Annotated in this window: 27 protein-coding genes; 18 read left to right on the top strand and 9 right to left on the bottom strand. The window is 56.2% G+C overall.

What is annotated here, in order from left to right; genetic code table 11:
• Nucleotides 1-269 precede the first annotated feature (269 nt).
• The 3 genes from FJ147_04120 (at nt 270) to FJ147_04110 (ending at nt 5,439) form a co-directional block, all read left to right on the top strand.
• Complete coding sequence (locus FJ147_04120; protein ID MBM4255065.1) at nt 270-2,057, top strand: CocE/NonD family hydrolase; 1,788 nt, start codon at nt 270-272, stop codon at nt 2,055-2,057.
• Nucleotides 2,058-2,257: 200 nt separating this feature from the next.
• Complete coding sequence (locus FJ147_04115) at nt 2,258-3,985, top strand: hypothetical protein (protein ID MBM4255064.1); 1,728 nt, start codon at nt 2,258-2,260, stop codon at nt 3,983-3,985.
• Between the two features lie 287 nt (nt 3,986-4,272).
• Nucleotides 4,273-5,439 carry an acyl-CoA dehydrogenase gene (locus FJ147_04110; protein ID MBM4255063.1) on the top strand — a complete coding sequence of 389 codons (1,167 nt, stop codon included), beginning with the start codon at nt 4,273-4,275 and terminating at the stop codon, nt 5,437-5,439.
• Between the two features lie 413 nt (nt 5,440-5,852).
• On the opposite strand, the gene FJ147_04105 is transcribed toward FJ147_04110, so the two are convergent.
• A complete protein-coding gene (locus FJ147_04105; GenBank protein MBM4255062.1) occupies nt 5,853-7,103 on the bottom strand; it encodes a CoA transferase in 1,251 nt (416 codons plus the stop codon).
• 197 nt (nt 7,104-7,300) lie between these two features.
• Between FJ147_04105 and FJ147_04100 the strand changes: the two genes are divergently transcribed.
• The 5 genes from FJ147_04100 (at nt 7,301) to FJ147_04080 (ending at nt 12,134) form a co-directional block, all read left to right on the top strand.
• On the top strand, nt 7,301-7,792 hold the full coding sequence (locus FJ147_04100) for a universal stress protein (protein ID MBM4255061.1): 492 nt from the start codon (nt 7,301-7,303) through the stop codon (nt 7,790-7,792).
• Between the two features lie 251 nt (nt 7,793-8,043).
• Nucleotides 8,044-9,336, top strand: coding sequence for an acetyl-CoA hydrolase/transferase family protein (locus FJ147_04095; protein ID MBM4255060.1), 1,293 nt, complete (start codon nt 8,044-8,046; stop codon nt 9,334-9,336).
• Between the two features lie 12 nt (nt 9,337-9,348).
• Nucleotides 9,349-9,906 carry a GNAT family N-acetyltransferase gene (locus FJ147_04090; protein MBM4255059.1) on the top strand — a complete coding sequence of 186 codons (558 nt, stop codon included), beginning with the start codon at nt 9,349-9,351 and terminating at the stop codon, nt 9,904-9,906.
• Between the two features lie 42 nt (nt 9,907-9,948).
• Nucleotides 9,949-10,605 carry a GNAT family N-acetyltransferase gene (locus FJ147_04085; GenBank protein ID MBM4255058.1) on the top strand — a complete coding sequence of 219 codons (657 nt, stop codon included), beginning with the start codon at nt 9,949-9,951 and terminating at the stop codon, nt 10,603-10,605.
• Nucleotides 10,606-10,874: 269 nt separating this feature from the next.
• The gene (locus FJ147_04080; protein ID MBM4255057.1) at nt 10,875-12,134 is read left to right on the top strand and encodes a diaminopimelate decarboxylase; all 1,260 of its coding nucleotides are present in this window, start codon (nt 10,875-10,877) and stop codon (nt 12,132-12,134) included.
• A 101-nt stretch (nt 12,135-12,235) separates the two neighbouring features.
• Here FJ147_04080 and FJ147_04075 read toward each other — a convergent pair whose 3' ends face one another.
• A complete protein-coding gene (locus FJ147_04075; protein MBM4255056.1) occupies nt 12,236-13,348 on the bottom strand; it encodes an amidohydrolase in 1,113 nt (370 codons plus the stop codon).
• A 164-nt stretch (nt 13,349-13,512) separates the two neighbouring features.
• Between FJ147_04075 and FJ147_04070 the strand changes: the two genes are divergently transcribed.
• On the top strand, nt 13,513-14,637 hold the full coding sequence (locus tag FJ147_04070) for an amidohydrolase (GenBank protein MBM4255055.1): 1,125 nt from the start codon (nt 13,513-13,515) through the stop codon (nt 14,635-14,637).
• A gap of 685 nt (nt 14,638-15,322) precedes the next feature.
• On the opposite strand, the gene FJ147_04065 is transcribed toward FJ147_04070, so the two are convergent.
• On the bottom strand, nt 15,323-16,093 hold the full coding sequence (locus tag FJ147_04065) for a tetratricopeptide repeat protein (protein ID MBM4255054.1): 771 nt from the start codon (nt 16,091-16,093) through the stop codon (nt 15,323-15,325).
• Between the two features lie 39 nt (nt 16,094-16,132).
• Entirely contained in the window at nt 16,133-16,882 is a 750-nt protein-coding gene (locus tag FJ147_04060; GenBank protein MBM4255053.1) for a glucose 1-dehydrogenase, read from the bottom strand.
• A 458-nt stretch (nt 16,883-17,340) separates the two neighbouring features.
• On the opposite strand from FJ147_04060, the gene FJ147_04055 reads away from it, so the two are divergent.
• Both FJ147_04055 and FJ147_04050 read left to right on the top strand, forming a co-directional pair.
• On the top strand, nt 17,341-17,751 hold the full coding sequence (locus FJ147_04055) for a CBS domain-containing protein (GenBank protein MBM4255052.1): 411 nt from the start codon (nt 17,341-17,343) through the stop codon (nt 17,749-17,751).
• 62 nt (nt 17,752-17,813) lie between these two features.
• Entirely contained in the window at nt 17,814-18,374 is a 561-nt protein-coding gene (locus FJ147_04050) for a hypothetical protein (GenBank protein MBM4255051.1), read from the top strand.
• 295 nt (nt 18,375-18,669) lie between these two features.
• On the opposite strand, the gene FJ147_04045 is transcribed toward FJ147_04050, so the two are convergent.
• From FJ147_04045 to FJ147_04035, 3 genes are all read right to left on the bottom strand, one after another.
• Complete coding sequence (locus FJ147_04045) at nt 18,670-18,906, bottom strand: hypothetical protein (protein ID MBM4255050.1); 237 nt, start codon at nt 18,904-18,906, stop codon at nt 18,670-18,672.
• Complete coding sequence (locus FJ147_04040) at nt 18,893-19,477, bottom strand: hypothetical protein (GenBank protein ID MBM4255049.1); 585 nt, start codon at nt 19,475-19,477, stop codon at nt 18,893-18,895. Before FJ147_04040 ends, FJ147_04045 begins: the two co-directional genes overlap by 14 nt.
• Nucleotides 19,478-19,553: 76 nt before the next feature.
• Nucleotides 19,554-20,006 (bottom strand): c-type cytochrome, encoded by a 453-nt coding sequence (locus FJ147_04035; GenBank protein ID MBM4255048.1) that lies wholly within the window; start codon nt 20,004-20,006, stop codon nt 19,554-19,556.
• Between the two features lie 325 nt (nt 20,007-20,331).
• Here FJ147_04035 and FJ147_04030 point away from each other — a divergent pair, with 325 nt between their 5' ends.
• The gene (locus FJ147_04030) at nt 20,332-20,799 is read left to right on the top strand and encodes a c-type cytochrome (protein ID MBM4255047.1); all 468 of its coding nucleotides are present in this window, start codon (nt 20,332-20,334) and stop codon (nt 20,797-20,799) included.
• Here the strand turns inward: FJ147_04030 and FJ147_04025 are convergent.
• Both FJ147_04025 and FJ147_04020 read right to left on the bottom strand, forming a co-directional pair.
• Entirely contained in the window at nt 20,722-20,991 is a 270-nt protein-coding gene (locus FJ147_04025) for an MgtC/SapB family protein (GenBank protein ID MBM4255046.1), read from the bottom strand. The genes FJ147_04030 and FJ147_04025 overlap by 78 nt on opposite strands.
• A 135-nt stretch (nt 20,992-21,126) precedes the next feature.
• Nucleotides 21,127-21,555 (bottom strand): CBS domain-containing protein, encoded by a 429-nt coding sequence (locus tag FJ147_04020; GenBank protein ID MBM4255045.1) that lies wholly within the window; start codon nt 21,553-21,555, stop codon nt 21,127-21,129.
• A gap of 256 nt (nt 21,556-21,811) precedes the next feature.
• On the opposite strand from FJ147_04020, the gene FJ147_04015 reads away from it, so the two are divergent.
• The 6 genes from FJ147_04015 to FJ147_03990 all read left to right on the top strand — a co-directional run bounded on the left by FJ147_04015 (nt 21,812) and on the right by FJ147_03990 (nt 24,848).
• Nucleotides 21,812-22,336 (top strand): ATPase, encoded by a 525-nt coding sequence (locus FJ147_04015; GenBank protein ID MBM4255044.1) that lies wholly within the window; start codon nt 21,812-21,814, stop codon nt 22,334-22,336.
• The gene (locus tag FJ147_04010) at nt 22,318-22,593 is read left to right on the top strand and encodes a CBS domain-containing protein (GenBank protein MBM4255043.1); all 276 of its coding nucleotides are present in this window, start codon (nt 22,318-22,320) and stop codon (nt 22,591-22,593) included. Before FJ147_04015 ends, FJ147_04010 begins: the two co-directional genes overlap by 19 nt.
• Entirely contained in the window at nt 22,530-22,772 is a 243-nt protein-coding gene (locus FJ147_04005; protein ID MBM4255042.1) for a CBS domain-containing protein, read from the top strand. Before FJ147_04010 ends, FJ147_04005 begins: the two co-directional genes overlap by 64 nt.
• Nucleotides 22,773-22,811: 39 nt before the next feature.
• Nucleotides 22,812-23,213: a CBS domain-containing protein gene (locus tag FJ147_04000; GenBank protein ID MBM4255041.1), complete on the top strand. Its 402-nt coding sequence runs from the start codon at nt 22,812-22,814 to the stop codon at nt 23,211-23,213.
• Nucleotides 23,188-23,661, top strand: coding sequence for a c-type cytochrome (locus tag FJ147_03995; protein ID MBM4255040.1), 474 nt, complete (start codon nt 23,188-23,190; stop codon nt 23,659-23,661). The genes FJ147_04000 and FJ147_03995 overlap by 26 nt, the downstream gene beginning before the upstream one ends.
• A 308-nt stretch (nt 23,662-23,969) precedes the next feature.
• A complete protein-coding gene (locus FJ147_03990) occupies nt 23,970-24,848 on the top strand; it encodes an MBL fold metallo-hydrolase (GenBank protein MBM4255039.1) in 879 nt (292 codons plus the stop codon).
• The last annotated feature ends 16 nt before the right edge of the window (nt 24,849-24,864 follow it).

Below are 24,864 nucleotides of genomic sequence, written 5' to 3'. Positions count from 1 at the left end.
TGCGCGGCATTACCCTGAACAAGACAGCCATGCGGACGGTCGAAGCGCGACTGGAGCGTCATCCCAAGTTGCCCAAGTGGGACATCTTCATCCGCCCCGCTACTCCTGACTGATATAGGGGGATTTTCTTTTCCAGAATTCGCCTTAGGAGCCGAGATATTGAAACGTTACCACTTGTCACTGTACAGAAAGACAAAACCCTAAGCCCGTACGTACGGCGAGGAACTCGGCGTCACTGGCAGGGTAAGCAGCTTGGGAGGGACTGATCCATGTTCCACACAATCGACGGTGCGCGCTGTTTTCAGGCGATGGTTTCGATGCGAGACGGCGTAAAATTGAATACCTTCGTCTTCCTCCCTGAGAGTGGCGGGCCGCAATACCCGGCGATCGTGCAGCGCACGCCCTACGGCATCACCTCACCTGAAGGGAAAAACATCACCGATCCGACCAAAGGCTGGCTGCCAAACCCTAACGATCCGCTGCGAGGTTCGATCTTACGCGGTTGGCGTGAGATCGTACGGCGTGGCTACGCTGCAGTCTATCAAGACACACGCGGACGTTATGGGTCTGAGGGTGAGGACCACGTTTATGGCGATGACGCCAACGATGGCTACGATACCCTCGAATGGATCGCGACTGAGCCGTGGACGAACCACCAGGTCGGTCTCTCGGGGTCGTCCGCAGGCGCAACCACCGCATTAGCGGCTGCCTCGCAAGGGCATCCAAGTGTACGATGCTTTTTTGCCCAGGTCGGCGGTTCGAGCATCTATGACGATGTGGTCTACGAAGGCCAATCGATCGAGATGGAACGCTTGTGGCTGTGGGTAGCCAGGAACATCCCCGGGCTTTCGGTCTCTCATCGTGAGGCAGTCATGCGGAAGTACAACCTCACTGCCGAGCAACTTGCGAGCATCGCCCAGTCAGCGCACGCCCGCTATCTGGCCCTCGACGCCGCACGTCAGGCCGATCCGCCGTTCATTGGTGCACCCGAGTGGATGCATCTGCCGCTGATTGGGTACCCCGACTGCTCGACCTGGCAACCATACCTTGACGAGATCCTCAGCCATCCGATGCCGGATGTCTTTCGTGCGCGCCACAACTTTCGCGCCACGATCAATGTCCCTGGATTTCATGTCACAACCTGGTTCGATATCTTCCTGACCAGTGTTATTGCGGCATTTCGCGAGATTCACGCACGCGTAGGCAAGCAACGTTTGTGGATTGGCCCCAACGGCCACTACTTCGTCTATGAACGTCAGTTCTGGCCGCGCGACCCCTACTTCGAGTGGTTTGACCACTGGCTGAAAGGCGAGCGCACCACGATCGTCGATGAACCCGCGGTGTTCTATGCACCATACGCGTGGGTGGCAGATCAGAAGAACTATCGCGCGAACGACTGGCAGCATGCTGAACAGTGGCCACCTGCGGGTGGAACGCAGCAGCGATTCTATTTGACCGGTGATGGTCGCCTCAGTGCCGACGGCCCGAGCGGAGAGGTGCGCAGTTACATCTACGATCCCAACAGACCGATGCCGACATCAGGTGGACGTAACATGCTGATCGAAGCTGGTCCACGAGACCAACGCCCGGTACAGACATTGCCAAACTACGGGTTGCAATATCAGGGTGAACGGCTCGCCAACCACCTTACGATTGCGGGCCCGGTGTCGGTGACGCTCCACGTTGAGTCGAACTGCCCGGATACCGACTTTGTCGCCAAGCTGATTGAAGTACAGCCCGATGGTTGCGCGATGTTGTTGATGGATAGCGTTGTGCGGGCCATGTGTCGGGAGATAGCAGCCGGGCCTCAACCCTTAGTGCCGGAGCACGTCTATGAGCTGACCATCGAACTCGGCGATATCTATCACACGTTTCCTGCGGGCAGCCGCGTGCAAGTAGACATCACCAGCAGTAACTTTCCTCGCCGGGCGCGCAATACCAATAGCGGCAACCTCCTCTTGGCCCTCGACACCAATGCCGATATCAGGGTCGCAACCAACGTCGTTCATCACAGTACCGTGTGGCCTTCTTTTATATCACTAAGAGTGATGATTTGATAATAACAGGAGACACCTGGCCGGTACCTACAAGCAATGCTCTAAGGGGTTTTGTCGACGACCTTATGGCCTAGTTCTGGGCCTGTCGAATGGATGAATAGACCAATAAGAACCATGAGAGTAAGTGTTTAAGTTCTATGCACCCACTTGCGGTGCACTAGTAGTTCACGGTGCAGTTCGCGTGCATTTGGACTGTCGTGATGAATTTAAGCAATAGAGTTCTTGTTGTTGGAGATAATGACTTAGCTGGGCTGACCACGGTCCGGTCTTTGGGTCGCGCCGGACTCGCAGTCCATCTTGTCGCCTGGTATCCGCACGCCATAACGCGCTCCTCGCGCTATGTGCACCAAATCCATGATTTTGGACACCCAGAGCGTGACCCGTGTAGCTTCGCGTCGAAAATCGTGGAATTGGTCGAACATACTCCGTTTGATCTCGTCATTCCTGTCGTTGACGCTGCGCTCATCCCCTTACTTGATGTCGCTGACACCGTGCGTCACCACTGCGCCCTGGCCGCACCAAACCGCTTTCAGTTTGAAATGACGCACAACAAGGGGAAAACGGTACGGTTCGCTCAGCGACTCGGTGTCGATACGCCCGCTACTACTGTCGTATCGCAACCTGAGCACTTACGGTGTATCGCCTGGCCAGAGCGCTTCCCCATTATTCTCAAACCCGCTTTAGGTGGGCGGGTGTACCGCGTGCGGTCTCATGCACAGGCTGAACAACGCATCGAGCGCATGCTGAAACGTGGGCCGGTGTTGGTGCAGGAATTTTGTCCAGGGTATGGTGTTGGCGTCGATATTCTCGGCAACCAGGGAAAAGTGCACACCGCGTTTCAGCATGTGCGCGTGCACGAACCGCCTGAAGGTGGCGTATCGAGTTATCGCAAGAGTGTCCCTCTGTCCGAGGAGTTGTTAGATATCGCGCGCCGCATGTGCCAGGCCATGCAATGGACCGGGCCATCCATGTTCGAATTCAAGATTGACCCGAAGTCTGGTCGTGCGGTCTTAATGGAAATCAACGGACGCTTGTGGGGATCTGTGGCCCTCGCCGTTGCTGCTGGGGTAGATATTCCCTCACTGCTCTATGACATGTCCGTAAAGCAGACGGCAACGGAAGTCTTCACATATCGCGTCCCCTGCTTTGCACGCAACACACTCCGTGACGTATTCTGGTTCTTCGCTAACCTCCGCACGCCCACGGATCACCCAGAGTTGCTGAAAGTGAGAGGGACGGCGCTCGCCCGTGAGATTGGCAATATCCTTCTGGGGAGAGAGCATCTCGACGCTGAGCAACTGAGTGACCCGTTGCCTGGTATCGTCAGCTGGAAGGAAGTCGGGCGGGAAGTGGGCGCGAGACTTCGCCACAAGTTGAGTAACGTGCGGTGCATTGGGATAGCCAAGCGTCTTGCCGCGCGCGTACGCGAGAAGGATCATGAACTGATGCGGCGGCTGCGCGCTAGCAGTTCCGCTCTCTTTCTCTGTCAGGGGAACATCAATCGTAGCGCATTTGCAGCTGAGAGGATGCAAATGAACCTGGCTGACAATAGCGATCTGCAACTCACTTCCGCAGGACTTATCCCAGAAGAGGGCCGTCGATCGTCGAAGTATTCGGTGACGATGGCTTCGATGTTTGGTGTCGACCTGTCGCGTCATCGTTCGCGCGCGGTGACGCTCGACCTGATCCACAATGCTGACGTTGTGTTCGTCATGGATCGAAACCAGCTTAGCCAGCTTCATGCGCTGGATACGACGGTGCTGGAGAAGACCGCCCTTCTCGGCGCGCTCGACCATGAGTCATCAGATTGGGAAATCGAAGACCCAGATGGCAAGGACTACGAAGCCTACTATCGCACCTATGCGAAGATCTGTCGTTGTGTTGATGCGTGGTTAGAGATTCGCCAGAGCGGGCAAGCTGAGTCCTAAATCGGACCACTGAACATTCGTACAGTTTGGGTAGCGTACGCTGTGCGCACGCTGCGCTTGTCAGCATTGATTCCCGTGCGCATGGCGCACGCTACAGTCGCTCCGGTGACAACTCGCAGCTCCAGCGGCGCGTCTTAACGCACAATGAGAAGTGCTGGACCGGGATGCAATGCCTGCAGACACGTATATGACAAAACTGGACTGAGACTTCCTTGTGCTGTCTGCGGGTCGACTTCTTGCGAAACTTGTGGTCTGGTGGCGCGGACAAAACTCAAGGAGTAGACCCCATGAACTATTTTCCGCTAACAACGGAGCAGCAGCAGTGGAAGGATCGAGTAGCAGACCTTGCCGCACTGGAAATCGGCCCGCGCGCGGCAGAGTATGATCGACTGGCACGTTATCCCAAAGAGTCGCTTGACGCACTGCGTGACGCTGGTCTATGGGCACTGCGCGTATCACGTGAGCTCGGCGGTCTCGGTGGCGATCTCGTCACTACGTGTTTGGTGGTGGAAGAAGTCGCAAAGAAGTGCCCGTCCACTGCCATGTGTTACAAGATGCATCTCGAGGCGACAGAGCTCGTGACGCGAATTCCTACACCGTATCAAGCGGAACGGTTTGTGAAACCACTCGCGCGGGGTGAGGTCTTCGCCACGATTGCGGGCGGAGAAACCGGTGGCGCAACGGGAACCGACTGGCGTCCAAACGCGATGGAGGTCTCGACCTGTCGTCAGGTGGATGGTGGATACCAATTGGATCATGTTCGCAAGTCGTACGTCACTTCGGCTGGCCATGCGACGCATTATCTCTTGCTCAGTCGTTTGGAAGGGCGGCCACCACAAGGAATGCCGGATTTTTTGATGGTCGAGCGCGCCCATATTGGGTGGGAAGTGGCAGGAGAGTGGAACGGTTTAGGCATGCGTGGCAACAGCAGTAGCCCGATGGTGTTTCACGGCGTGGTGCCGGGCGAACACCGCTTGGGGATTGGCCGCGAGAGCGAACCCGTCATCCCAAAGTATATGATGCCATTGCTGATTTTGACCTACGCAGCGGCATACCTTGGGATCGCCTCGGGCGCGTATGAACTCGGCTGTCAGGAAGCGACCAAGCGTTTCGCTAGTGGCGCACGTCGGCTTGATGCCCCAATCAATCAACGGCGATTTGCCGAGATGAGTGCACAGATCGAAGCCGCGCGTGCGCTCTTGCACGTCGCTGCCGCGATGGCCGATGCAGGCACAGCGCCGTCGATCGTGCCGTATGTGCAAGCAAAAGTCCTGTGTTCGGAGGCGGCCCTGCGTGTGACGCAGGATCTCATGACGATATTTGGCGGGACCGCGTTCGCTGCACGATTACCGTTCGAGCGCTATTTCCGTGACGCCCGTGCAGGTATGGTAATGGGGATGGCAAATGATCAAGCCTACGAACTGATCGCCAACATGTTGTTTCCCAAATCCTGAGGGTGACAGAGACACGTAATTGGAATCTCTCTTGGAGGGCAGGATTCGCCTACCCTCCAGCTCGAACAACTGAAGATGAACCGCTGCGGGTGGCACCTAAATCACACCACGTGAGATTGGTACATTGAGGGTCTTCACCAGTAGGCGATTTCTTGGAAAAAATATCCCGCAGTCTCTGGTGGCGGGCACAGCCCGCCCTACGTGGCTTTGCCGGTTCTGGGTAGGGCAGGCTGTGCCTGCCACTATCGGCAGAACATCAACATCTCAGGGATCCCCTTTTTCGGAAATCCCCCTAAGAGAGTATTCTTGTTGTTTCAGGCACTGCGCAACGTGGCGAGGTTCCCTCTCCCTGTTGTGACCAGTGACGCTACCCCAACCGTACGAATCTTCTGTGGTCCAATTAAAGCGCGCAGTTATCCTTTCAGCGCCACGATGCCATCACGCACCAGTTTGGCAATGGTCGCGTCGTCACACCCAAGACCGCGTAACACTTCGCTCGTATGAGCGCCAAGCTCCGGGGCCAACGTCGGTGGTCGCTTGGGCCCGGCATCGATAAAGACCGGACCACTGACAGTGGTGAGCTTGCCGCGCCCAGGATAGTCGAGGTTAACAAACGAGCCAGACGCACGCATTTGGGGATCCGCGACGACTTCTTCGAGTTTTGGCAGTGGCGCCCATTTGATATCAGCGTCCTTAAAGAGCACGCGCCACTCGTCCAGATCGCGAGTTTCAAACTGCCCTTGTAAAATCGCGAATAAGGCAGGTCCATTCTCTACCCGCGCCGCAGTCGTAGAAAACAGCGGGTTGAAGCCCAATTCTTCATAGCCAAGGGCGCGGCAAAGATTGGGGAATTCTTTGTCTGGATCAAGCAGGATGACGAGGAAGGCCCTCCGATCGCGGCTGAGATACCCTGCGGCAAGAGGGTTCGGTGGCGTTCCATCAGCGCTGCGCTGAGGAAACTCGGCATTGCAGAATTTGGCCTGGATGCCACACGCATTGGCCCAGGCGCCACTGGCCATGAGCGATGAACCCACCTTTACCCCTTTACCGGTACGTTCACGATGATAGAGCCCAAGCATGATCGCGCCAAAGAGCGATACAGAGGTCGGATGGTCGCCCATCGCAGGTCGAGGGCTTGCGGGCGTGCCATCTAAGCCCACCGCACTCATCATCAAGCCAGACCGTGCCCAGTAGGCCAGGGCATCGTACGCGGGTGCATCGGCATCATCCCCAGTGTCTCCGTAGCCCGTCAGGTGGGCATAGATGAGACGGTCATTTTCTGCGCGCAAGTGTTCCCACGTGAGCTGGAATTTTTCTAGCAACGGGTGCTGATAGTTGGTCACAAAGACATCTGCGGTTTTCACCAAGTGGAGGAGAATGTCTCTGCCTTGCGCAACACTGAGATCCAGGGCCACACTCTTCTTGTTGCGGCTGGTCAGCACCCAGGCCCAGTTCACATCCGAATGTGCGAACCCCGGCTGCGCCGCCATAAAACGGTACAGATCGCCGCCTTGTGGCCGTTCGACCTTTATCACCTCCGCGCCAAAATCCGACATGATTGTTGCGGATGCGGGTCCGGCAACATAGGTCCCGCAATCGATCACTCGTAGCCCAGAAAGAACTCCGTTTTGCATAAGAGACTCCCCTTTGGTGTTGTCACGCATATGTGTCGGTGTATTCTGCCAGCAATTGAGCAGCCCGCCAAGAATGTACGATTCCTATTTCTGCAAAACACGCAGGCAGGTTTCGCAGAATTGAGAAAAAAACAGGAGCTTCTCCGGCAGCAGTGCAGTACAGACGCGGCATTGCTTGTGCTATGCAGGTCATAAGTTATTGATAATCACACGAGGTCTCACGAACTATGGCAATGACAGCCACGCAGAAAAACGAGTCACCATTGTGGCAGCGTATTTTGGTTCCAACGGATTTTTCCGCACCAGCCGATGCGGCGTTATCCTATGCCGTGCGCCTTGCTCTGGTCAGCGAGGCAGTGCTGCACGTCGGTCACGTCGTTCCTGTCCCTCATGTCCTGGATCCTCTGTATGAACGTGGTCTCCACCCGCCCGAAAGTCTCAAGCGTATCTGGAGTAACGCACGCCGTCACATCAAGACGATTATCGGCTCTGTGGCCGACGGTGAGGACGCCACGGTACGGATTCACTTTGCTGAGGGCGATGCGATCGAAGGCCTGTTGGCGTGGACGGAGAAACTCAAGCCCGATCTGATCGTGATCGGGACGCATGGTCGCACCGGCACTCAACGCTTTTTCATGGGAAGCGTGGCAGAGGCGATTGTCCGGCGCGCACCGTGCCCTGTGCTCACGGTGCGGGGAGCAGAACGTGCCACGACATGACCGGCGCGGGCCGCTACATCAGTCACAACTTAAGCCGTTAGCAGCAGCATAATTCCCTCTCCCTCAGGGAGAGGGCTAGGGTGAGGGGATAAACAATAGCGGTTTTTGTCTCTTGGGACCCTCATCCTGACCTTCTCCCGGGGGGAGAAGGAACCCATACGCGCTGCGCTCCACCTCAAACACAAGGATTTTTCCTTAAGTTGCGACTGGTGGGGACGCTAGCGCTGTTGAGACCTCACGAGGAGTGAACAGTGTCCTGGCAGGAAGAATACCAAAAGAAGTGTGTCACCGCCCGCGAAGCGGTACGACTGATTAAGAGCGGAGATCAGGTGTTTACCAGAGGCAACGTTGCCACCCCTCGCTTGTTGTTCCGCGCACTGATCGATCGCAAACACGAACTCGAACGGATCCAACTCGTCCACCTTCTGCTCATGGGAGAGGAATTCGCAGCGCCTGGACTCGATGAACATTTTCACCATAACGCTTTGTTTGTCGGCCCCGGCGATCGCCAAGCAGTCAACGCTGGCAAAGCGGACTACACTCCCATCTTCCTTTCCGAGATTCCGGGACTCTTCTCCTCGGGTCACCTGCAACCAGATGTCACCTTACTTCATGTCTCACCGCCCGATGAGCATGGGTTCATGAGCCTGGGCGTGGAAGTGCTTACCTCGAAAGCGGCGGCTGACGCAGCACGGATAGTGATCGTACAAGTGAACGATGAGATGCCACGCGTCTTAGGGGATGCGTTTCTCCATGTCTCACACGTTGACGCAGTCGTAGAATGCAGCGAGCCCCTGCCGGAGTTCTCGTGCGGGACCTTCGGCGAGGTTGAACAACGCATCGGCACCCACATTGCGGGACTCATTCCCGACGGCGCAACGCTGCAATTGGGCATTGGCACAATCCCCGATGCCGTGCTGGCCAGCCTCAAAGGCAAGCGTGACCTCGGTATCCATACGGAAATGATTTCCGACGGTGTGATGCAAGCGATGGAGGCCGGCATCATTACCGGTGAGAAAAAGACCATCCATCATGGTAAAGCCGTTGCCACCCTCGTGCTTGGCTCGCACGCGTTGAATCGCTATGTCGAGAACAACCCTGCGTTTGAACTCCATCCCTCATCATACACCAATGATCCATTCGTTATTGCGCAGAACGACAACCTGGTTGCGATCAACTCGGCAATCGAAGTCGACCTGACGGGTCAGGTATGCGCCGATTCTATTGGGACAGCGATTTATTCCGGGTTTGGTGGCCAGCTCGACTTTATCCGCGGTGCGGCACGGTCGCGTGGCGGAAAGCCAATCATTGCCTTGCCGGCAGCAGCTCAACGTGACACGGTGTCACGAATTGTGCCAATCCTGAAACCAGGTGCTGGCGTCGTGACCACCCGCGGCGATGTGCACTATGTAGTCACCGAGTTCGGCGTCGCGCAACTGTATGGCAGGACACTGCGCCAACGCGCACGCGCTTTGATCGATATCGCCCATCCTCGCTTTCGCGAGTCATTAGAACAGGCAGCGCACGAGCGGAAATTGCTGTGATCGAGGAGGTCTATGCTCGACGAATACCCCAAAGACATCGTCCTCAAGGACGGAACTGCGGTGACCTTGCGTCCACTCCAACAAGGTGACGCTGAGCGACTCGTCCGCTTCTTTCAACGCGTGCCGGCAGGAGATCGCTGGTATCTGCGCCACGATGTCAGTGATGCCGCGGTGGTGCGGAGCTGGGCGACTGGCGTGAACTATGAACGAGTAATTCCGATTATCGCACTGTCTGATGACCAGATAGTTGGCGACGCGACGCTGCACCGCCATCGTCACGGTGGCAGTGCACACATTGGTGAGATTCGCTTGGTCATCGATCCAAGCGCACGTAACCGGCGGTTAGGAACCTGGATGGTATTGGACCTCATCCAGTTGGCCACTGGGCTCGGCCTGGAAAAGCTCGTGGCTGAGATCGCCGCCAGCGAAGCAGCAGCCATTCGTGCCCTGCGTCACCTCGACTTTGTGCGTGAGGCGGTGATTCCTGATCTGCGCAAAGATGCACACGGCAATGCTGACGACTTGGTCATTATGGTGAAAAATCTTGCGCCGGCCTGGACAGATTTTTGAACCGATGCCTGTTCGCTCCCTCTGCGGCAATGAGGCGTTCACATGAGCGAGGCTCCCGCGGGTGATGTCCATCCAACGCCGTCTGAGCACACCGTCACGTGCCCACAAGGCGCCCTCCGCATAGTACGCGCGTGCTCACCTGACGAATTACGAGCGCTAACGTTCGATACCGGCATCGGGCGCTTTGCCCGCTATCGCTCGATTGTTTCTAGCATCGATACCTTAGAAAAGGTCGCCGGCCTGCCGGACGCGAACGTCACGGTTGCAATCTCTCCCGCGCAGCAGATCGTTGGCTACATCGAGTGCAGCTATCCTGACGCAATCGAAGGATGGCACGATAATGCCGATGGGTTGTGCTACGAACTCGGCGCAATCGAAGTCAGTCGCAACTGGCGGCGTCAAGGCGTTGCACGCGCAATGGTTGCAACTCTTCTCACGGACACCTTCATCGAGTCGAAGATCTTTTTTCTCACCGGGTATTCATGGCACTGGGACACTGATCAGACTGGTTTGTCTGTGTACGCCTATCGAAACCTCTTGGTTCGCTTGTTTCGTCCCTTTGGTTTTCAGGTTTATATCACCAACAACCCAGAGATCAGGATCTCATCGGCAAATGTGCTGATGGCGCGGATTGGGCGGTATATCACTACAGCCCAGCGCGAACGCTTCCACAAAATGCTTTTCACTTTTGAACCGTAGGTGTTCATGGTTGATCCTGGGACACGTGATGCCTTACTTCCCGCGAAGAGTCGCTAACTCTTACTGGTGGAGTTTTTCTGGTTGGCCTCGTCTATTCGCCGGCGTACTTGCGCGTGCAGGAGCTTCTGATTGGCCGAAGCGAGAGCGCTGATGCGATAGGTAGGCATAGGCACAACGTCACGCATCGCTGCAACGACATTGTTGCCCGGCCCCGGCGCTTGTCGAAGGCCTCGTCCCACGGTACAAGACCACGACGAGGAGGAGACTGTATGACGATGGCATCAACCCCGGGCCGCATTCAATTTCTCTCAGCCGAGCAGGCCGCGGAGGTAAAGGAACGATTCGGAACACCCTGTTATGTATATGATCGCGCCATGCTTGAAGCGGCGGCGCGCTATGCGCTGGCCTTTACGGCGCCGTACGGATTCACTCTCCGTTATGCGATGAAAGCCAACCCAAGCCTGGGCGTGCTGCGCGTGTTTCGCGATCTTGGCGTCCACATCGATGCGTCGAGCGACTTTGAGGTCGAACGGGCGATGCGAGCGGGGTTTACCCCCGATCAGATACAATTGACCTCACAAATGCCATCACGCCGCCTGGCTGAGTTTGTCAGTAAAGGGGTACGCTATAACGCGTGCTCACTCCACCAACTGGAGCAATTTGGCACGGTCGCTCCCGGCGGCAGCTGCTCGGTGCGCATCAATCCTGGTCTCGGTAGCGGGTCGACCAAGCGCACCAATACCGGTGGTCCGGCGTCGAGTTTCGGTATCTGGCACGACTATCTCGATCAAGTAAAAGCCCTGGCTGCACGGCACGGGGTGAAAATCACCTGGCTGCACACACACATTGGCTCAGGAACCGATCCAGAGATCTGGAAACGAGTCGCGCGGATGTCGCTCGACATCGCCGGTGAACTCCCACAGGTCACCACCGTTAATTTGGGTGGCGGCTTCAAAGTTGGACGGATGCCGGATGAACCATCGACCGATCTGCAGGATGTGGGTCAACACGTACGTCGTGAAGTGGAAGCCTTTCGCCAACGCGATGGCCGCTCGTTACATGTGGAAATCGAGCCGGGCACGTTTCTCGTCGCACGCGCGGGTGCCATTGTCGCCACGTGTATTGATGTCGTCGATACTGGCCGCGAAGGTTACCTGTTTGCCAAGCTTGATACGGGGATGCCCGAGGTCACACGCCCTTCCCTCTATGGCGCACAACATCCAATCGAAGTACTTGCTACTGGCCGTGAGCAAAAGGATGTCGTGTTCGTCGGCCCCTGCTGTGAATCAGGCGATATACTCACCCCAGCGCCTGGCGATCCAGAAGCGCTGGCGCCACGCCGCGTACCACAACCTCAGATCGGCGATCTCGTGATCGTTGGTGGCGCTGGAGCCTACTGCGCGGGCATGGCCACGATCAATTACAATTCGTACCCCCAAGCACCGGAAGCGATGTTGGAAACCGACGGGTCATTGCGTTTGCTGCGTCGACGACAGATGTTAGAGCAAGTGTGGACAAATGAGGTGTGATCAACACTGCGGTTTGCACCTTGCAGATTACGGATTACGAAGACAGTTCTCAATCCTGACCTTTGTAATCCGCAATCCATCATCGCTAATCGACAATTTCCTTACGCCAATCCATACACCTTAGCAGCAGTATCTCGCACGATCTTGCGACGTTGCTCATCAGGCAGCGAACCAAAACGCTTGGCTACGATCTCTTGCGAACGCGGATATGTCGCAGCAGTGTGCGGATAATCCGACGACCACATGATATTCTCCGGTCCGTAGCGATGGAGTGAATCGACAAACACGGGGTCAGCAATAAACGTCGAATACACCTGACGCTTGATATACTCGCTCGCACGCATCGGTAGTTTCATGCCACCCAGCGCACCCAGTCGGCTCTGAATGGTGTCAATGCGATACATGAGATACGGCATCCAGCCAACGTCATTCTCTGCAGAGATGATCTTGAGGCCGGGGAATTTCTCCAGCACACCACCGTACACCATGGACACAATGGACCGTTCGATCTGGTGATGCAGTGTCGCCAAAGATAACACAAAGTCACGCCCAGACGCCTGGTTCGCGCCCGTTCCACTTCGCGCTGTGAGAATATGCAATGACAACGGCATATTCAGATCCTGAGCTGCGGCCCAGAACGAATCGTAATCGCTATGGCTGTACGGGCGGTCGTCCGGTGGTTCGGCCCAAATCATCGCGCCACGCACGCCGCGCTTGGCGATGCGTTGCAGCTCAGCTACAGCACTAGGAACATCCTCTAGCGTAATCAGCCCGAGTGGCACCAGCCTTTTCAGATCATAGCTGCAATAGTCTACCGCCCAATCGTTAAATGCGCGGAAACAGGCCGAGCGTAGGTCGGCATCATCGAGGCCAAACAGCGGCATGCCCATTGAAGTGTAAATCACTTCAGCTTCGACGCCATCACGGTCCTGGTCAGCGATGCGATACGAGGGGTCCCAGACACTCTTCGGTGCTTCGTCAAAGCCTTTCTTAGCGTGCGCTGGGAGATCTTGCGACGGTACGCCAGCACCAAAAAAACCAGCCACGGTCATTGGCGTGATGTTTTCACACACGAACCACTCGCCGTCTTTGCCATTGAGCCCTTTAACCGTACGCGGCGCGCGATCGCGGAACTTCTTGTCCAAGCGCTCGGCCCACATCGACGGTGGTTCAACAAAGTGCGAGTCAGCAGAGATGAGTTTATAGTCACCCATTGGTGTGTCCTCCTTCGTGGGCTCAAGATAATCCAGAGCCGCTCGGCTTGCAACGTCACGCGCGGGTGGCAGCGGGCCGTATTGGCAATCGATTGACGTTCACTCACGATAGGTCTATCAAGCTGCAATGAGCGCAAACTACAATTCGACGAAAGGGGAATGTCATGGAATATAACGTGATCGACTCGGATGGTCATATCTGTGAACCACCTGACCTGTGGGAGCAATACATCGAACCCAAGTATCGTGAAGGCTGCCCCAAACTCGTCACCTTGGACAATGGCGCAGAAATCTTGCGAATCGAAGGTGACGTCGCGATCGATCTCGGTGGTGGCAAAAAGCGCGTGAGTTTCGGTGGCGTTGGCGCAATCGGGTCGCGCGAAGGCAAAGTATCTCCGTCGATTCCTTACCTGCAAGGGCGCAAAGGGGGATTTGACCCACACGCACGTATTCCTGATATGGATGCCGAAGGGATTGATGCCGTGGTCTTGTATCCCAGCCTGGGACTCTTCCTGGGAGCAGTGCAAAACCCCGACTTCGCAGCAGCAACGTGCCGCGCCTATAACCGCTGGTTAGCAGACTATTGCAAACCCTACCCGCAGCGCTTGTTTGGCGCAGCGATGTTACCGATGCAGAGTGTCGAAAGTGCCGTTCAGGAAATGCGCTATGCCGCACAAGAGCTAGGATTTCGTGCGGGGTTCATTCGCCCCAATCCATACAACGGCCGCGTCTTGCACGACAAAGCCTACGATCCGCTCTGGACCGAGGCGCAGGAGTTGAATTTCGCCATTGGTATTCACGGTGGGTCAGAAAGCGGCCAGCAAACGTTAGCGATGGATCGCTTCACACGCGGAGGGGCAGTGCGCCACGTGGTAGCGCATACCTTCGAAATGATGGCGGCAGCGACCAGCCTGATTATGTGTGGCGTATGCGATCGTTTCCCGCGCCTGCGCATCGCGTTTCTGGAAGCAGGCGGTGGCTGGATGGCTGGATGGTTGGACCGAATGGATCGCCATTTTGACGATGTCGGCATGAATGACACCGGCCTGTCGACGCGTCCGAGCGACATTTTCCGTCGACAATGTTTTGTTTCTTTCGAGCCGGTTGAAGGATCGCTGCCGTTGTTGGCCGATTACCTCGGCGCCGACAACATCTTGTGGGCGACCGACTACCCACATCTGGATGGCTTTACCGACGCACCTAAGCTCATCAAAGCGATGGGCATGCCACCACACACGTTGAACAAGATTCTTGCCGGCGGCGCAAAGCGATATTATGCGTTGCAGTGAACTCACCCTTAGTTCCTGTCCCGACTGTGTTCGGTACCGATGTCGGTGGCGTGCACAGCCGCGCGTTTTTTCCGCTCACCCTCGATGGGCGAGGGCCAATAGTGTTCGGCACAAAACTTGACCAGCGACAGAAGGTGGCGGCCACTTCCCTCTCCCTACCAGAGAGAGGGCCTCATAAGGGTAGGTTTCTTATCCAAGCCACAATTGGCGCGGATTTCCCCTCGTGAGGAGCCGCGTGTTCGTCATGCCCGCGCAGGCGGGCACCCAGGAGCTTCACCCCTGAACGATTGCGTACTCTCCCTGGCTTCCCGCATTCGCGGGAATGACGTCTCGTCTTTTCTCAGCGTAAAAGCCTACCCCTAAAAGCAGGGAGAGGGCTAGGGTGAGGGTGATGCGCCACACAGTCAGCCATACCTACGCTTTCTCCCCTCATCCTGCCCTTCTCCCCTGCGGGGAGAAGGAACCCTTCGACATACGCGCATAGCGAGTGCCGAACACTATTGCTCCTCTCCGCAATCAGTTGCGGTAGCGTGCGCTGTGCGCACGATGCCCGTGCCGGCTTTGACTCCCGCGTGCATGGCGCACGCTACGGTCTCCCCGGTGATAACCCACGGTGGACCAATCTCGTGGGGGTTGATTGAGTCCCTCTCCGCTATCGGACAGGGGCATGAACACAGGCTCGCGTCTATTCCCCTGTCACAACCTGCATTGCCTGTATGCGAATGGTGCGAGCACGCGCTTCCAGGGCCACAGCTTGAGCCTCGCGCTCGGTCTTGCGCAACAGCACGGAGAATTTCTCCAGCAGCGTCGCCACGCCGGGATGCTGCTCGCCTAGCTGCTCTTCACGAATTCGTAGTGCACGACGGAAGAGTGGTTCAGCTTGAGCGTACTGCGCTTGCGCGACCGCCAGTTCAGCCAAACCAGAAAGGGTTGTGGCAACCGTCGGATCGTTGTCGCCAAAGAAGCGCGTGCGGATCGATAAGGTGCGTTGAAAAATCTGCTCCGCGTCATCGTAGCGCGCCTTGGCCATGTACACCGCAGCCAGGTTATTCAGGCAATTGGCAATGCGGTAGTGGTCAGGGCCAAAGATCGACTCAGCCACGCCCACTGCCTGCTCTGAAAACTGCTGCGCTTCGTCGAGTCTGCCGAGTTCACGATACAGTGAGGACAGATTGTTGAGGCTCTGGGCGACCATCGGATGATGTAGGCCTAGAGTTCGCCGACGAATAGCCAGAGCGCGTTCGTACAGCGCCTGCGCCTCCTCTACTTTGCGCTCATTGTGACAGAGGCTGGCGAGGTTATTGAGCACGACCGCGACACGCGCGTCTTCTGGACCTAGCTGCTCGGCTGCGGCTAGTGCCGCGCGGAACGCTTGTTCGGCTTCGGCATATTTTCCCTGTTGATAAAGTTGCGCGCCACGAACATTTTCATCATCCCAGGTGTTGTCGTTGCTCATAGTGCTCTCCCGTTGTTGAGTCAAATCTTCTGCCCGCACTTACCGCGCGGTGTAGCCGCCGTCGATCACCAATTCCGTGCCTGTCACAAACGACGCCTCGTCACTCGCGAGATAGAGAACGCCGTAGGCGATATCTTCCGCGGTAGCCAATCTTCCAAGCGGATGTGCCGCGGCCGCCGCCCGTTTGCCTTCAGAATTAAGGACATCGAGCATCACAGTGTCGACTCCACCCGGGTGCACTGAATTAATGCGAATGCCATCCTTTGCGTATTCGATTGCCGCAGTCTTCGACAGAATGCGCACCGCGCCCTTTGTGCCGTGATAGGCCGTTGCCATGCCAGAGCCCATCAGTCCGGCAATGGAGGAAATGTTCACGATCGAGCCACCACCAGCCCGTCGCATGGCTGGCACCGCGGCTTTCATCCCCAGCCATACGCCCGTCTGGTTGATCGCAATGACGCGGTTCCACAATTCAAGGGTTGTCGCTTCAACTCCTTCGATCGGAAAGATTCCCGCGTTATTCACAAGAATATTCAGCTTCCCGAAAGTTTGCACGGCCTGGGCCACTGATTGCTGCCAATCGCCCTCTTGCGTCACATCGAGCTTGACGAATTGTGCCTGTCCACCTGCAGCGCGAATGCTGGCAGCAACACGCTCCCCCTCAGCGACGAGAATATCACCAAGGACCACCGCAGCTCCTTCTTTGACGAACATGCGGGCTTCGGTCTCGCCTTGCCCTCGCGCTGCCCCAGAAATCAACGCGACCTTTCCATCAAGTCGTCCGGCCATGTGGTGCCCTCCTCTTTTGTAGCGTTGTTGTAGCAAATGGGAGCCTATCCGCGCTACCGTGCTTACCCAGGTGTGGTAACAGCGACGCAGCAATTCTCATTGCGACCTATTGCAACCTTACACGTAGGCCGGAATAAGCGTAGCGTTTCCGGCACGAGCGCGCCGGGAACAGCCTTCGGCCTCATCCTGGCCTGTGTCGCCGAGGAGGGAACGTAGCGCTGTGCGCACGAGGCGCTTGCCTGGTACGACTCCCGTGCGCATGGCGCACGCTACGGTCTCTCTGGTGATAACCCACAGTGGACTAATCTCGCGTGGATTGATCGCGATCTGGCATACGATTTGTTTGTTACTCCTGTGCTACCGGGAGATCCCCTAGCCAATTGGCAGAAATAGGAAGCGCACAGCTTCCTTTCGCAGAACTGGGAAAATCTAGCCCGCGGAGCAAGGAGGTAGAGACTATGAAGGTCCAACAATGGATGACACGGCAAGTCATAACCCTCAAGCCACAAGACTCGCTACAGCATGCCCATGATCGGCTGCGTAAGTATCGCATCAATCAGTTCCCTGTGGTCCGCGATGGCACGCTCGTGGGAGTCATCACTGACCGTGATGTGCGCGATGCCTATCCGTCACGGCTTCGCCATATCAGGAACGCCGACGTTGAAGAATTTGCCGCCGAACATACCGTCGAGCAAATCATGACGCGCGAGGTCATCACCATCAATCCTGAGGCAACAATTCGCGAGGCAGCACTGTGTTTGCGGCAACATCGATTCGGCGCACTTCCGGTCGTAGAACGGAGTACACTGGTGGGGATCATTACGCGGAGTGATATACTGGAAGCCGTGCTCGCGAGCGAGCGATCATAGTGCAGCGAGCGCTCCGCAGTAAGTGCGGCGTTCTCTCGTAACAGTCAGGTATTGGAGCAACCATGACGACGCTTGAATTCCTCCACCGTTTACTAGAGTGTGAACGTCGGGTTAGTGCGGTCTATCGAACCTTCGGCAACTGCCCGACCTTTGCCAGTGAGTTGCGAGCCTTCTGGCAGCAAATGGCTGAGGATGAACGGCGGCATGTCTTTATCCTGCAGCGCAGCACAACGGTGCTCGATTTGCGAGCAGCTGACGCACAGATGTCACCGGATGCCTTTTCCGCTATTGAACAACAGCTCGCAGATGCCGAAATGCTCCTTGGGCAGCCGAACATTAGTGGAGAGGAGGCGTTACGTCAGGCGGTACTGCTCGAAGGGTCAGAGCTGAACCGCCTGAGTGACGACTGGTTTCGCTCCTTCCCGCCCGCGCTACGAGCCTTGCTCACGGGTTTGATGCCAGAGGATAACGTTCACCTCCGACATCTGCTTGAAGCTGTTCATGCTTTTAGCGTCAATAAAGTACTCCAGGAGCAAGCCACCGCGCTCTGGTTGCAGTACCAGCGTGCCAAGGCTCGAGCAAAGGCCGCAACGGACGCTAGAGGTGCAGGCAAGTCACAGTAGGCTAGCACCGTGTCTCGCAAGTTCATTAGCGGTGAAATCGTAAGGCGCGTACCACGCGCCCTACAACTGCTCACGACGCTATGAGACACGATACTAGGGATTCAGTTTGACACGTGGATGTCTCTTTGTAGGGGCGGTCAGGTGTGGCCGCTCAGGAAAAAGGTACCCACACCGGGGTACCTCTACAAACAAATTCCCAACTGAGCCACTAGCCACAATAGCGGTGTGCACCGGTGAACAAGGCAACAGTAACAGCTCATGAACGCCCAGATCGTGGTCTGTGTGCCTCTTGGCATCACAACAGTCCCCGCTGTTTGAGGTCACGAATGACGACCCACACATATGCAGCAGCCGAGACAAGGACCAACGGAACGCCTAGCAGAATGGTGAGGCCAAAGGTCCAGACGCCAAAGCTCAACCACAGATAGGGGAGCAAGCACACGAGGCCAGCCACCATACCCAGAACAGCAATACGCAGCAGCCGCTCGTCACTCGCCTGGTGTTCCTCCCTGGGGTCTTTATCCACTGACATGACGGTCCTCTGGCGCGGGGTGGGGAAGTCCGTGGCACATCACGCATTTCACACGGTTTTCCTGCAAATCCGCCAGGCGCGACTGGTGACTGCCAACGTGTCGGAACCCTGAGGCATCGGCATGGCAATTCAAACAGTTGGTATTGGGATACGGACCAGTATGGGTGATAGGCTCGCTCCAACTGCCAGTGACATAACGTAGCCAATGACGCAGGGCAGCGCGCTTGCCGGCGAACGAACCATGCAGTCCGTAGGTGATGTGACAAGTGTAGCATTGGTGGTTGGCGATCCAGCGGTTCTGATAGTGACGGGCAGCTAGCAAGCGACTCTCAGGATTGCGCATGTCATTGACAAATACCTGCATCACGTGACAGGTGGCGCAGAATCCCACGGTTTTTGTGTCTTCCGCTACACTGGAAATCGTCGCCAGCAACGCAGCCACTGGCAGTAGCAGCATACAGAAAAGCAACAGCCAGTGATGTACGGGTATTGGCATCCGGTGACGCCAACCAAGCACCAAACAGCGCCCAACCAGCGCCATCCCTATGGCTATCAGTCCTATGCCACCCATCGGTCCTACCTCCGCCCTTCATTCGACAATAGCCCACGGGATCGCCTCGCGTGGGCTGTGTATCACGCGGAGTGCATTATTTGGCCTGAATCGATTGCAAATAATACACTAACTCAAGAATTCGTCCCCGGACTTGGGTTTGCGCGGTTGGACTACTGGTGGCCTCAGAACGAAACTGCGCACCCCAGACTGGCATGTCACGCGTCCCGTGCCCTTTGATCTCCTCGCGGCCATCGACTACACGATAGATCTTCCAGAACGGAAAGGTTCCATTGTTGCGTTTATTGATCTGAGTCAAATCGGACGGTTTGACGGTCAGCAGGTTCATGGCCGGACCGTCGCCCTTGCCCTCGCGGCCATGACATACTGCGCACTGCTGCTCATAGCTCGGTTTCCCAGCGGCGGCGACCTCTGTTTCCTGCGCTGAAGCCAGGTCCGCAGCTCCCCATAGCAGTGCCATCCCTGTCAGCATCGTCAGTGCAGATATCTTTCCTTTCCACCGACACATATTCGCCTCCTTCAGATTCATGATGGTGCTCGTACGTAGTCACGTACTGTGACACATCCTCCGTACACTTGCCGTGTGAGCACTTCCTCGCGCGGGCGGGGCTCGTTGGCTACGCATAGTCCCGTCTCCCCTCTACTTCGTCTGGCATCCCCTTTGGCACGAGCAAGGCAAGTGCCAGGACAAATCGTGTCACTAGGCAGTGGGATTTCCTATTTTTGCGAAACCAGCGAGCAGACTTTTGCAATGTTGAGAAAATGTGTCGCTTCGTTATCAGCTTTGCTGCGGCACGATTCTTGGGTCGAGTGCACTAGCAGCACAGAAAACGCATGCTGAGGGGAGGCAAGGAATGCAAATATTACGATACGCAGTGGTCACCGGTCTCTTGACCATAGTTTCGCCTGCACTTGCGATCGCACAGGACGCGCAGCCAGGGGCAACACTGTACACGCAGTACTGCGCGAGCTGCCACGGCGACCGTGGTACTGGCAACGGACCGGTGGCACCCGCACTTGCGATCAAGCCAACAGACCTGCGCACGATCACGACTCGTCACAGTGGCGAGTTCCCGCGTGAACGATTAGGGCGCGTTATCGCCGGGGATGAAGTGATCGCAGCACACGGCACGCGAGTCATGCCGATCTGGGGTGAGCGGCTGCAAGATGACGTGCTGGGAACGGTAAGCAAACCAGCCGTGGCTCGTGGGCGCATCGGCTTTATCGTAGATTATCTCGAATCGCTACAAGGGACAGACAAGAAGGAATTGGAGAATGTGGTCTTGCCCACCACTGGCATACCACCCGGAGAGCGTCGTTAAATAGCAGCAAGTCTCATTATACAGCAACATAGGGAGTGCCCATGTCAACGCAATGAGCGGAAACGTGCGGATCCCAGCGAACAGTTGGTGAGATTTACGAACCTCGGATCGTTCACGGTCGAGACCGATCAAGGCGCCGATCAGCACAGCGACGAGGAGGTGCTGAAATTCGCTGGGGATAACCTCTGCCATGGGCGTGGTCGATCATCACGGCATATTACTGTTGAGACCAGTTGAAGCGTTCTCGCAAGAAATCGAGCGTGACACGTCGCTGGATGAGGACCCTACAGCGATGTGTGAATTTGGAAGAACGAACCGCGCTGCTCCTCATTGGTCTCGCGTCGTCTCCTTCAACGCTCGCATGATGTCCTCGCGTGCAATCATGCCAACAAGTTTGTTGTCTGATGTCATAACCGGTAGGCTGCGGGCTTTCAGCGACACCATGAGCTGCAGAGTGCGCGTGAGTGGTGCGGCTGGCTCGACATGAATGACGGCTTCGGTCATGATCTCGCCCACCTTGCGCTGCATCAGCTCGTCGTAATGCGGTAAGAGCTGCCTGGTTGTAAAAGCAAACGTCTTGAGAAAATCGAATTTCGTCACCAATCCGATGACATGTTTGTCCTCCACTACGGGAAAAGCATTGTAGTCGTGCTTAGCGAACAGGACTTCAAGCTCCCGCAACGTGGTAGTCGCGTTTACAGTCTTCACCTCGCGCGTCATATACTGACCCACGGTGCATTCAAGAAAGCGATACATACAGATTCCTCCTGCTCCATTTCGCTGATCCTGACGTTGCATCGAGGTGCAATGCTGGTGCCAAGCTCTCACTACTCCGCCGCTGCTCAATTTCTCATTTTTCGGAATTCTCTTGCCACAAGCTTCTCATTCTTGCGAATTTATCCTCACGATCACCACTGCGGGCCGCGTTTGTATCGGTACGAGAGTTGCTTTGAAGACCGTATAGCAGGTGGAGCGACGAATTTGGCCACGGCTGTAGAACGGGAGGCTGGCAATGTCGACAAAACATGGAAACCGGGGAACAATCCACACGCGACGGAATGTCGCTGAGTTTAACGCGCACGATCCGTACGAACCGCGCAGCGATCGCGGAGAGGTTGCAGTGTGTACGGAGTGCCATGCGCTGTACCAACGCAGACATTGGTTCTTCGACGAGGAGTTGTACTTTTACCACAGCAATGATCCCAAGACCCGTAAGGTATTGTGTCCGGCATGTGAGAAGATCCGCGACCGCTACCCGGAAGGGCAAGTCAGGCTGCGCAGAAGTCCGTTTTTCACCGAGCACCAGGATGAGATCCTTCGCTTGGTGCGCAACGAAGAAGAACGCGCCAAAGGAACCAATCCGCTTGAACGGATCATCGACATCAGCGAGTCAGTCGATGGCGTGACGGTCACGACCACCAACGAAAAGCTTGCGCAGCGCATCGGTCGGATGCTCAAGAGTTCGTACCAAGGCCACACTTCCTACCAGTGGTCCGATCCTAAGTTTCTCAACGTCGAATGGCACCGTGCTGCCTAACCGTGGAGGAGGCGATCATGACTGTTGCACAGTGGATGACAAAATCAGTACTGACCATCAGACCCCATGACACGCTTCGCCACGCACGCGAACTGATGACCAAACATCGCGTCAATCAATTGCCTGTGGTGGTCGACGATAAGGTGGTGGGATTGTCACAGACCGAGACGTTCGCGACGCGTATCCATCGAGTATGCGCCTCCTGCGAGGGCAAGACATTGATGACTTCGCTGACTCACACATTGTCGAGGAAGTGATGACCTTCAATGTGGTAACGCTCACGCCACACGCATCACTGCGAGAAGCCGCGCAGCATCTACGCAAGCAGCGTTTTGGTGCGTTGCCAGTTGTCGACAACGAGAAACTTGTCGGTGTGATTACTCGTAGTGATCTCCTCGATGCAGCGTTAGCAGGAGAGTTCCCAAAACATGCGTAAAGGACGCCAGCGTCAGCCGTCCGAGAAAGGAGAGAGGTAATGAAAGCACGTGACGTGATGAACAAACGGGTCACTGCCGCCACCCCACGAGCGATTGGACGTGACCTCGCCCAGCAAATGCTTTCGGGCATGTACAGCGGGCTACCAGTCGTTGATTCCAGCAATCATGTGGTCGGTGTCGTGACGGAATTTGATCTTTTGAAAGCGATTATTGAAGGGAAGGATATGCAGACGGTACAGGCCACGGACATCATGGGTCGCCCTGCCGTGTGTGTCGAAGAAGCAGATGACATTCAGGTGGTGATAGCCAAGATGACCACACATAACTTCGTGCGCATCCCTGTGGTACGTGACGGTAAGCTAGTCGGCATTGTTTCTCGCGGCGATATTCTCGGTCGCATGATTGAGCCCGAATTTGTCACGCTCTTTGATGGAAAGTAAGGCGACAGCCTTTGGAGATAACGCGATGCGTATGTCGATGCTTCTCTTCGCACTAATGCTCGTTTGCAGTTGCCTTGTTGCGTCAGTCCGCGCTCAGGAGGACGAAATCATCGCTGGCGGCAAAGGAAAGTATCAAAAGTACTGCGCCAATTGTCACGGACCAGAGGGAAAAGGTAACGGAGACATGTCGCCATTACTCGTAGTGAGACCAGCTGACCTCACTCAGTTACTCAAGAAGAGCAAGGGAACCTTCCCATTCTGGTACGTGTATCGAACGGTCGACGGACGAGAAACGATTCGCGGGCACGGCAGCCGTGAGATGCCGTTGTGGGGTTTGGTCTTTCACACCGAGGAAGGCGCAAACGGCGCCAAGACACAGGAAGACATCGTACGTGGCCGTATCTGGCAGTTAGTCTATTATCTGGAGTCGATCCAGGAGCGTAAGTGATCGGGCCAACACTTCCTCTTCTGCGCTAATCGTCACCGGAGATGGGTCCATAAGCTGACGACCTCGACTTCTCTTGACATCATCGCGGTTCTCGATGCATCATCCCTCGTTCGCGAAATCGGACCACAAAAGATTGGTACACGAGTGCTGTCACCCTGAGTGCAACAGAGGCTCTCTCGGAGAGATTCTTCGCCGCGCTCAGAATGACACGGTTTGGAGTCTGTAGTGTAACGTGTACGAATGTTCTCAGGTCTGATGTAGTCGCGTGGGACACCTGACGTTTGTGTGAGAAGAGAACTGGAGGTGATATGTCGACGTCGTCGCAGCCAAGGGTACAGTCATTCACGATCGGGGGCGTACAGGTCGCAAAAGTGATCGATACGTTAGAGCCAACCAGCCCGAGAGTGCTCTATGTCGATAAACGCAAAGAGGATTTTGACCCCCACCTGTCATGGCTGCAGCCATCTTTTCTCGATGCCGAGAAACGGATGTTACTCAGCATTCATACGTTTGTGATCAAGACCAAGCACCATACAGTTCTGATTGATACGTGCGTAGGGAACGACAAACAGGGACTGGCCTTTCCGCAGTGGAATGGCCGCCGTGCTTCGTACGTAGAGGATCTGGCGGCCGTCGGATGTGCGCCCGAGCAGGTAGACTACGTCTTCTGTACCCACATGCATCTCGATCATACGGGATGGAACACGCAGTTGCGCGATGGCCGTTGGATACCGACGTTCCCCAAGGCCAAGTATCTATTCAATCGCGGCGAGTGGGAACACTGGAAAGACATTGCGACCGCAGAGGATCAAGCGGTTATACGACAGAATATCGTACCGATCATCGAGGCCGGACAGGTTGCGTGGGTTGAGAATGCGTGGGGCATCGATGATGAAGTGACACTGCTTCCAACCCCAGGCCACACGCCGGGTCACTGCAGCGTGCAAATCTCTTCGCACGGCAAAGCGGCAATTGTCACTGGTGATATGATGGTCCATCCAGTCCAGGTCGCGGAACCCCAGTGGGTGCAACATGCGGACAATGACCCGGCGCTCGCCGTCACCACGCGCACGCGCTTCATCGAGCAACATTGCGACAGCACCACGATGATTCTCGGCACCCACTTCAACACCCCGACTGGAGTTTTCATTGAAAGCAAAGGCCAGGCGAAACGGGTTCGCTGGTAACCTTCAGATGTCGTAG

It is taken from the genome of Deltaproteobacteria bacterium (assembly GCA_016874775.1).
Lineage (GTDB): Bacteria > Desulfobacterota > Binatia > Bin18 > Bin18 > VGTJ01.
The sequence above is the reverse complement of the archived record's forward strand: the minus strand, read 5'-3'. Positions and strand labels throughout refer to the sequence as shown.

Coding starts and splice junctions, on each gene's coding strand:
- FJ147_04120 (MBM4255065.1), top strand. CDS start 270: ATGTTCCACACAATCGACGGTGCGCGCTGTTTTCAGGCGATGGTTTCG.
- FJ147_04115 (MBM4255064.1), top strand. CDS start 2,258: ATGAATTTAAGCAATAGAGTTCTTGTTGTTGGAGATAATGACTTAGCT.
- FJ147_04110 (MBM4255063.1), top strand. CDS start 4,273: ATGAACTATTTTCCGCTAACAACGGAGCAGCAGCAGTGGAAGGATCGA.
- FJ147_04105 (MBM4255062.1), bottom strand. CDS start 7,103: ATGCGTGACAACACCAAAGGGGAGTCTCTTATGCAAAACGGAGTTCTT.
- FJ147_04100 (MBM4255061.1), top strand. CDS start 7,301: ATGGCAATGACAGCCACGCAGAAAAACGAGTCACCATTGTGGCAGCGT.
- FJ147_04090 (MBM4255059.1), top strand. CDS start 9,349: ATGCTCGACGAATACCCCAAAGACATCGTCCTCAAGGACGGAACTGCG.
- FJ147_04085 (MBM4255058.1), top strand. CDS start 9,949: ATGAGCGAGGCTCCCGCGGGTGATGTCCATCCAACGCCGTCTGAGCAC.
- FJ147_04080 (MBM4255057.1), top strand. CDS start 10,875: ATGACGATGGCATCAACCCCGGGCCGCATTCAATTTCTCTCAGCCGAG.
- FJ147_04075 (MBM4255056.1), bottom strand. CDS start 13,348: ATGGGTGACTATAAACTCATCTCTGCTGACTCGCACTTTGTTGAACCA.
- FJ147_04070 (MBM4255055.1), top strand. CDS start 13,513: ATGGAATATAACGTGATCGACTCGGATGGTCATATCTGTGAACCACCT.
- FJ147_04065 (MBM4255054.1), bottom strand. CDS start 16,093: ATGAGCAACGACAACACCTGGGATGATGAAAATGTTCGTGGCGCGCAA.
- FJ147_04060 (MBM4255053.1), bottom strand. CDS start 16,882: ATGGCCGGACGACTTGATGGAAAGGTCGCGTTGATTTCTGGGGCAGCG.
- FJ147_04055 (MBM4255052.1), top strand. CDS start 17,341: ATGAAGGTCCAACAATGGATGACACGGCAAGTCATAACCCTCAAGCCA.
- FJ147_04050 (MBM4255051.1), top strand. CDS start 17,814: ATGACGACGCTTGAATTCCTCCACCGTTTACTAGAGTGTGAACGTCGG.
- FJ147_04045 (MBM4255050.1), bottom strand. CDS start 18,906: ATGTCAGTGGATAAAGACCCCAGGGAGGAACACCAGGCGAGTGACGAG.
- FJ147_04040 (MBM4255049.1), bottom strand. CDS start 19,477: ATGGGTGGCATAGGACTGATAGCCATAGGGATGGCGCTGGTTGGGCGC.
- FJ147_04035 (MBM4255048.1), bottom strand. CDS start 20,006: ATGAATCTGAAGGAGGCGAATATGTGTCGGTGGAAAGGAAAGATATCT.
- FJ147_04030 (MBM4255047.1), top strand. CDS start 20,332: ATGCAAATATTACGATACGCAGTGGTCACCGGTCTCTTGACCATAGTT.
- FJ147_04025 (MBM4255046.1), bottom strand. CDS start 20,991: ATGGCAGAGGTTATCCCCAGCGAATTTCAGCACCTCCTCGTCGCTGTG.
- FJ147_04020 (MBM4255045.1), bottom strand. CDS start 21,555: ATGTATCGCTTTCTTGAATGCACCGTGGGTCAGTATATGACGCGCGAG.
- FJ147_04015 (MBM4255044.1), top strand. CDS start 21,812: ATGTCGACAAAACATGGAAACCGGGGAACAATCCACACGCGACGGAAT.
- FJ147_04010 (MBM4255043.1), top strand. CDS start 22,318: ATGGCACCGTGCTGCCTAACCGTGGAGGAGGCGATCATGACTGTTGCA.
- FJ147_04005 (MBM4255042.1), top strand. CDS start 22,530: ATGCGCCTCCTGCGAGGGCAAGACATTGATGACTTCGCTGACTCACAC.
- FJ147_04000 (MBM4255041.1), top strand. CDS start 22,812: ATGAAAGCACGTGACGTGATGAACAAACGGGTCACTGCCGCCACCCCA.
- FJ147_03990 (MBM4255039.1), top strand. CDS start 23,970: ATGTCGACGTCGTCGCAGCCAAGGGTACAGTCATTCACGATCGGGGGC.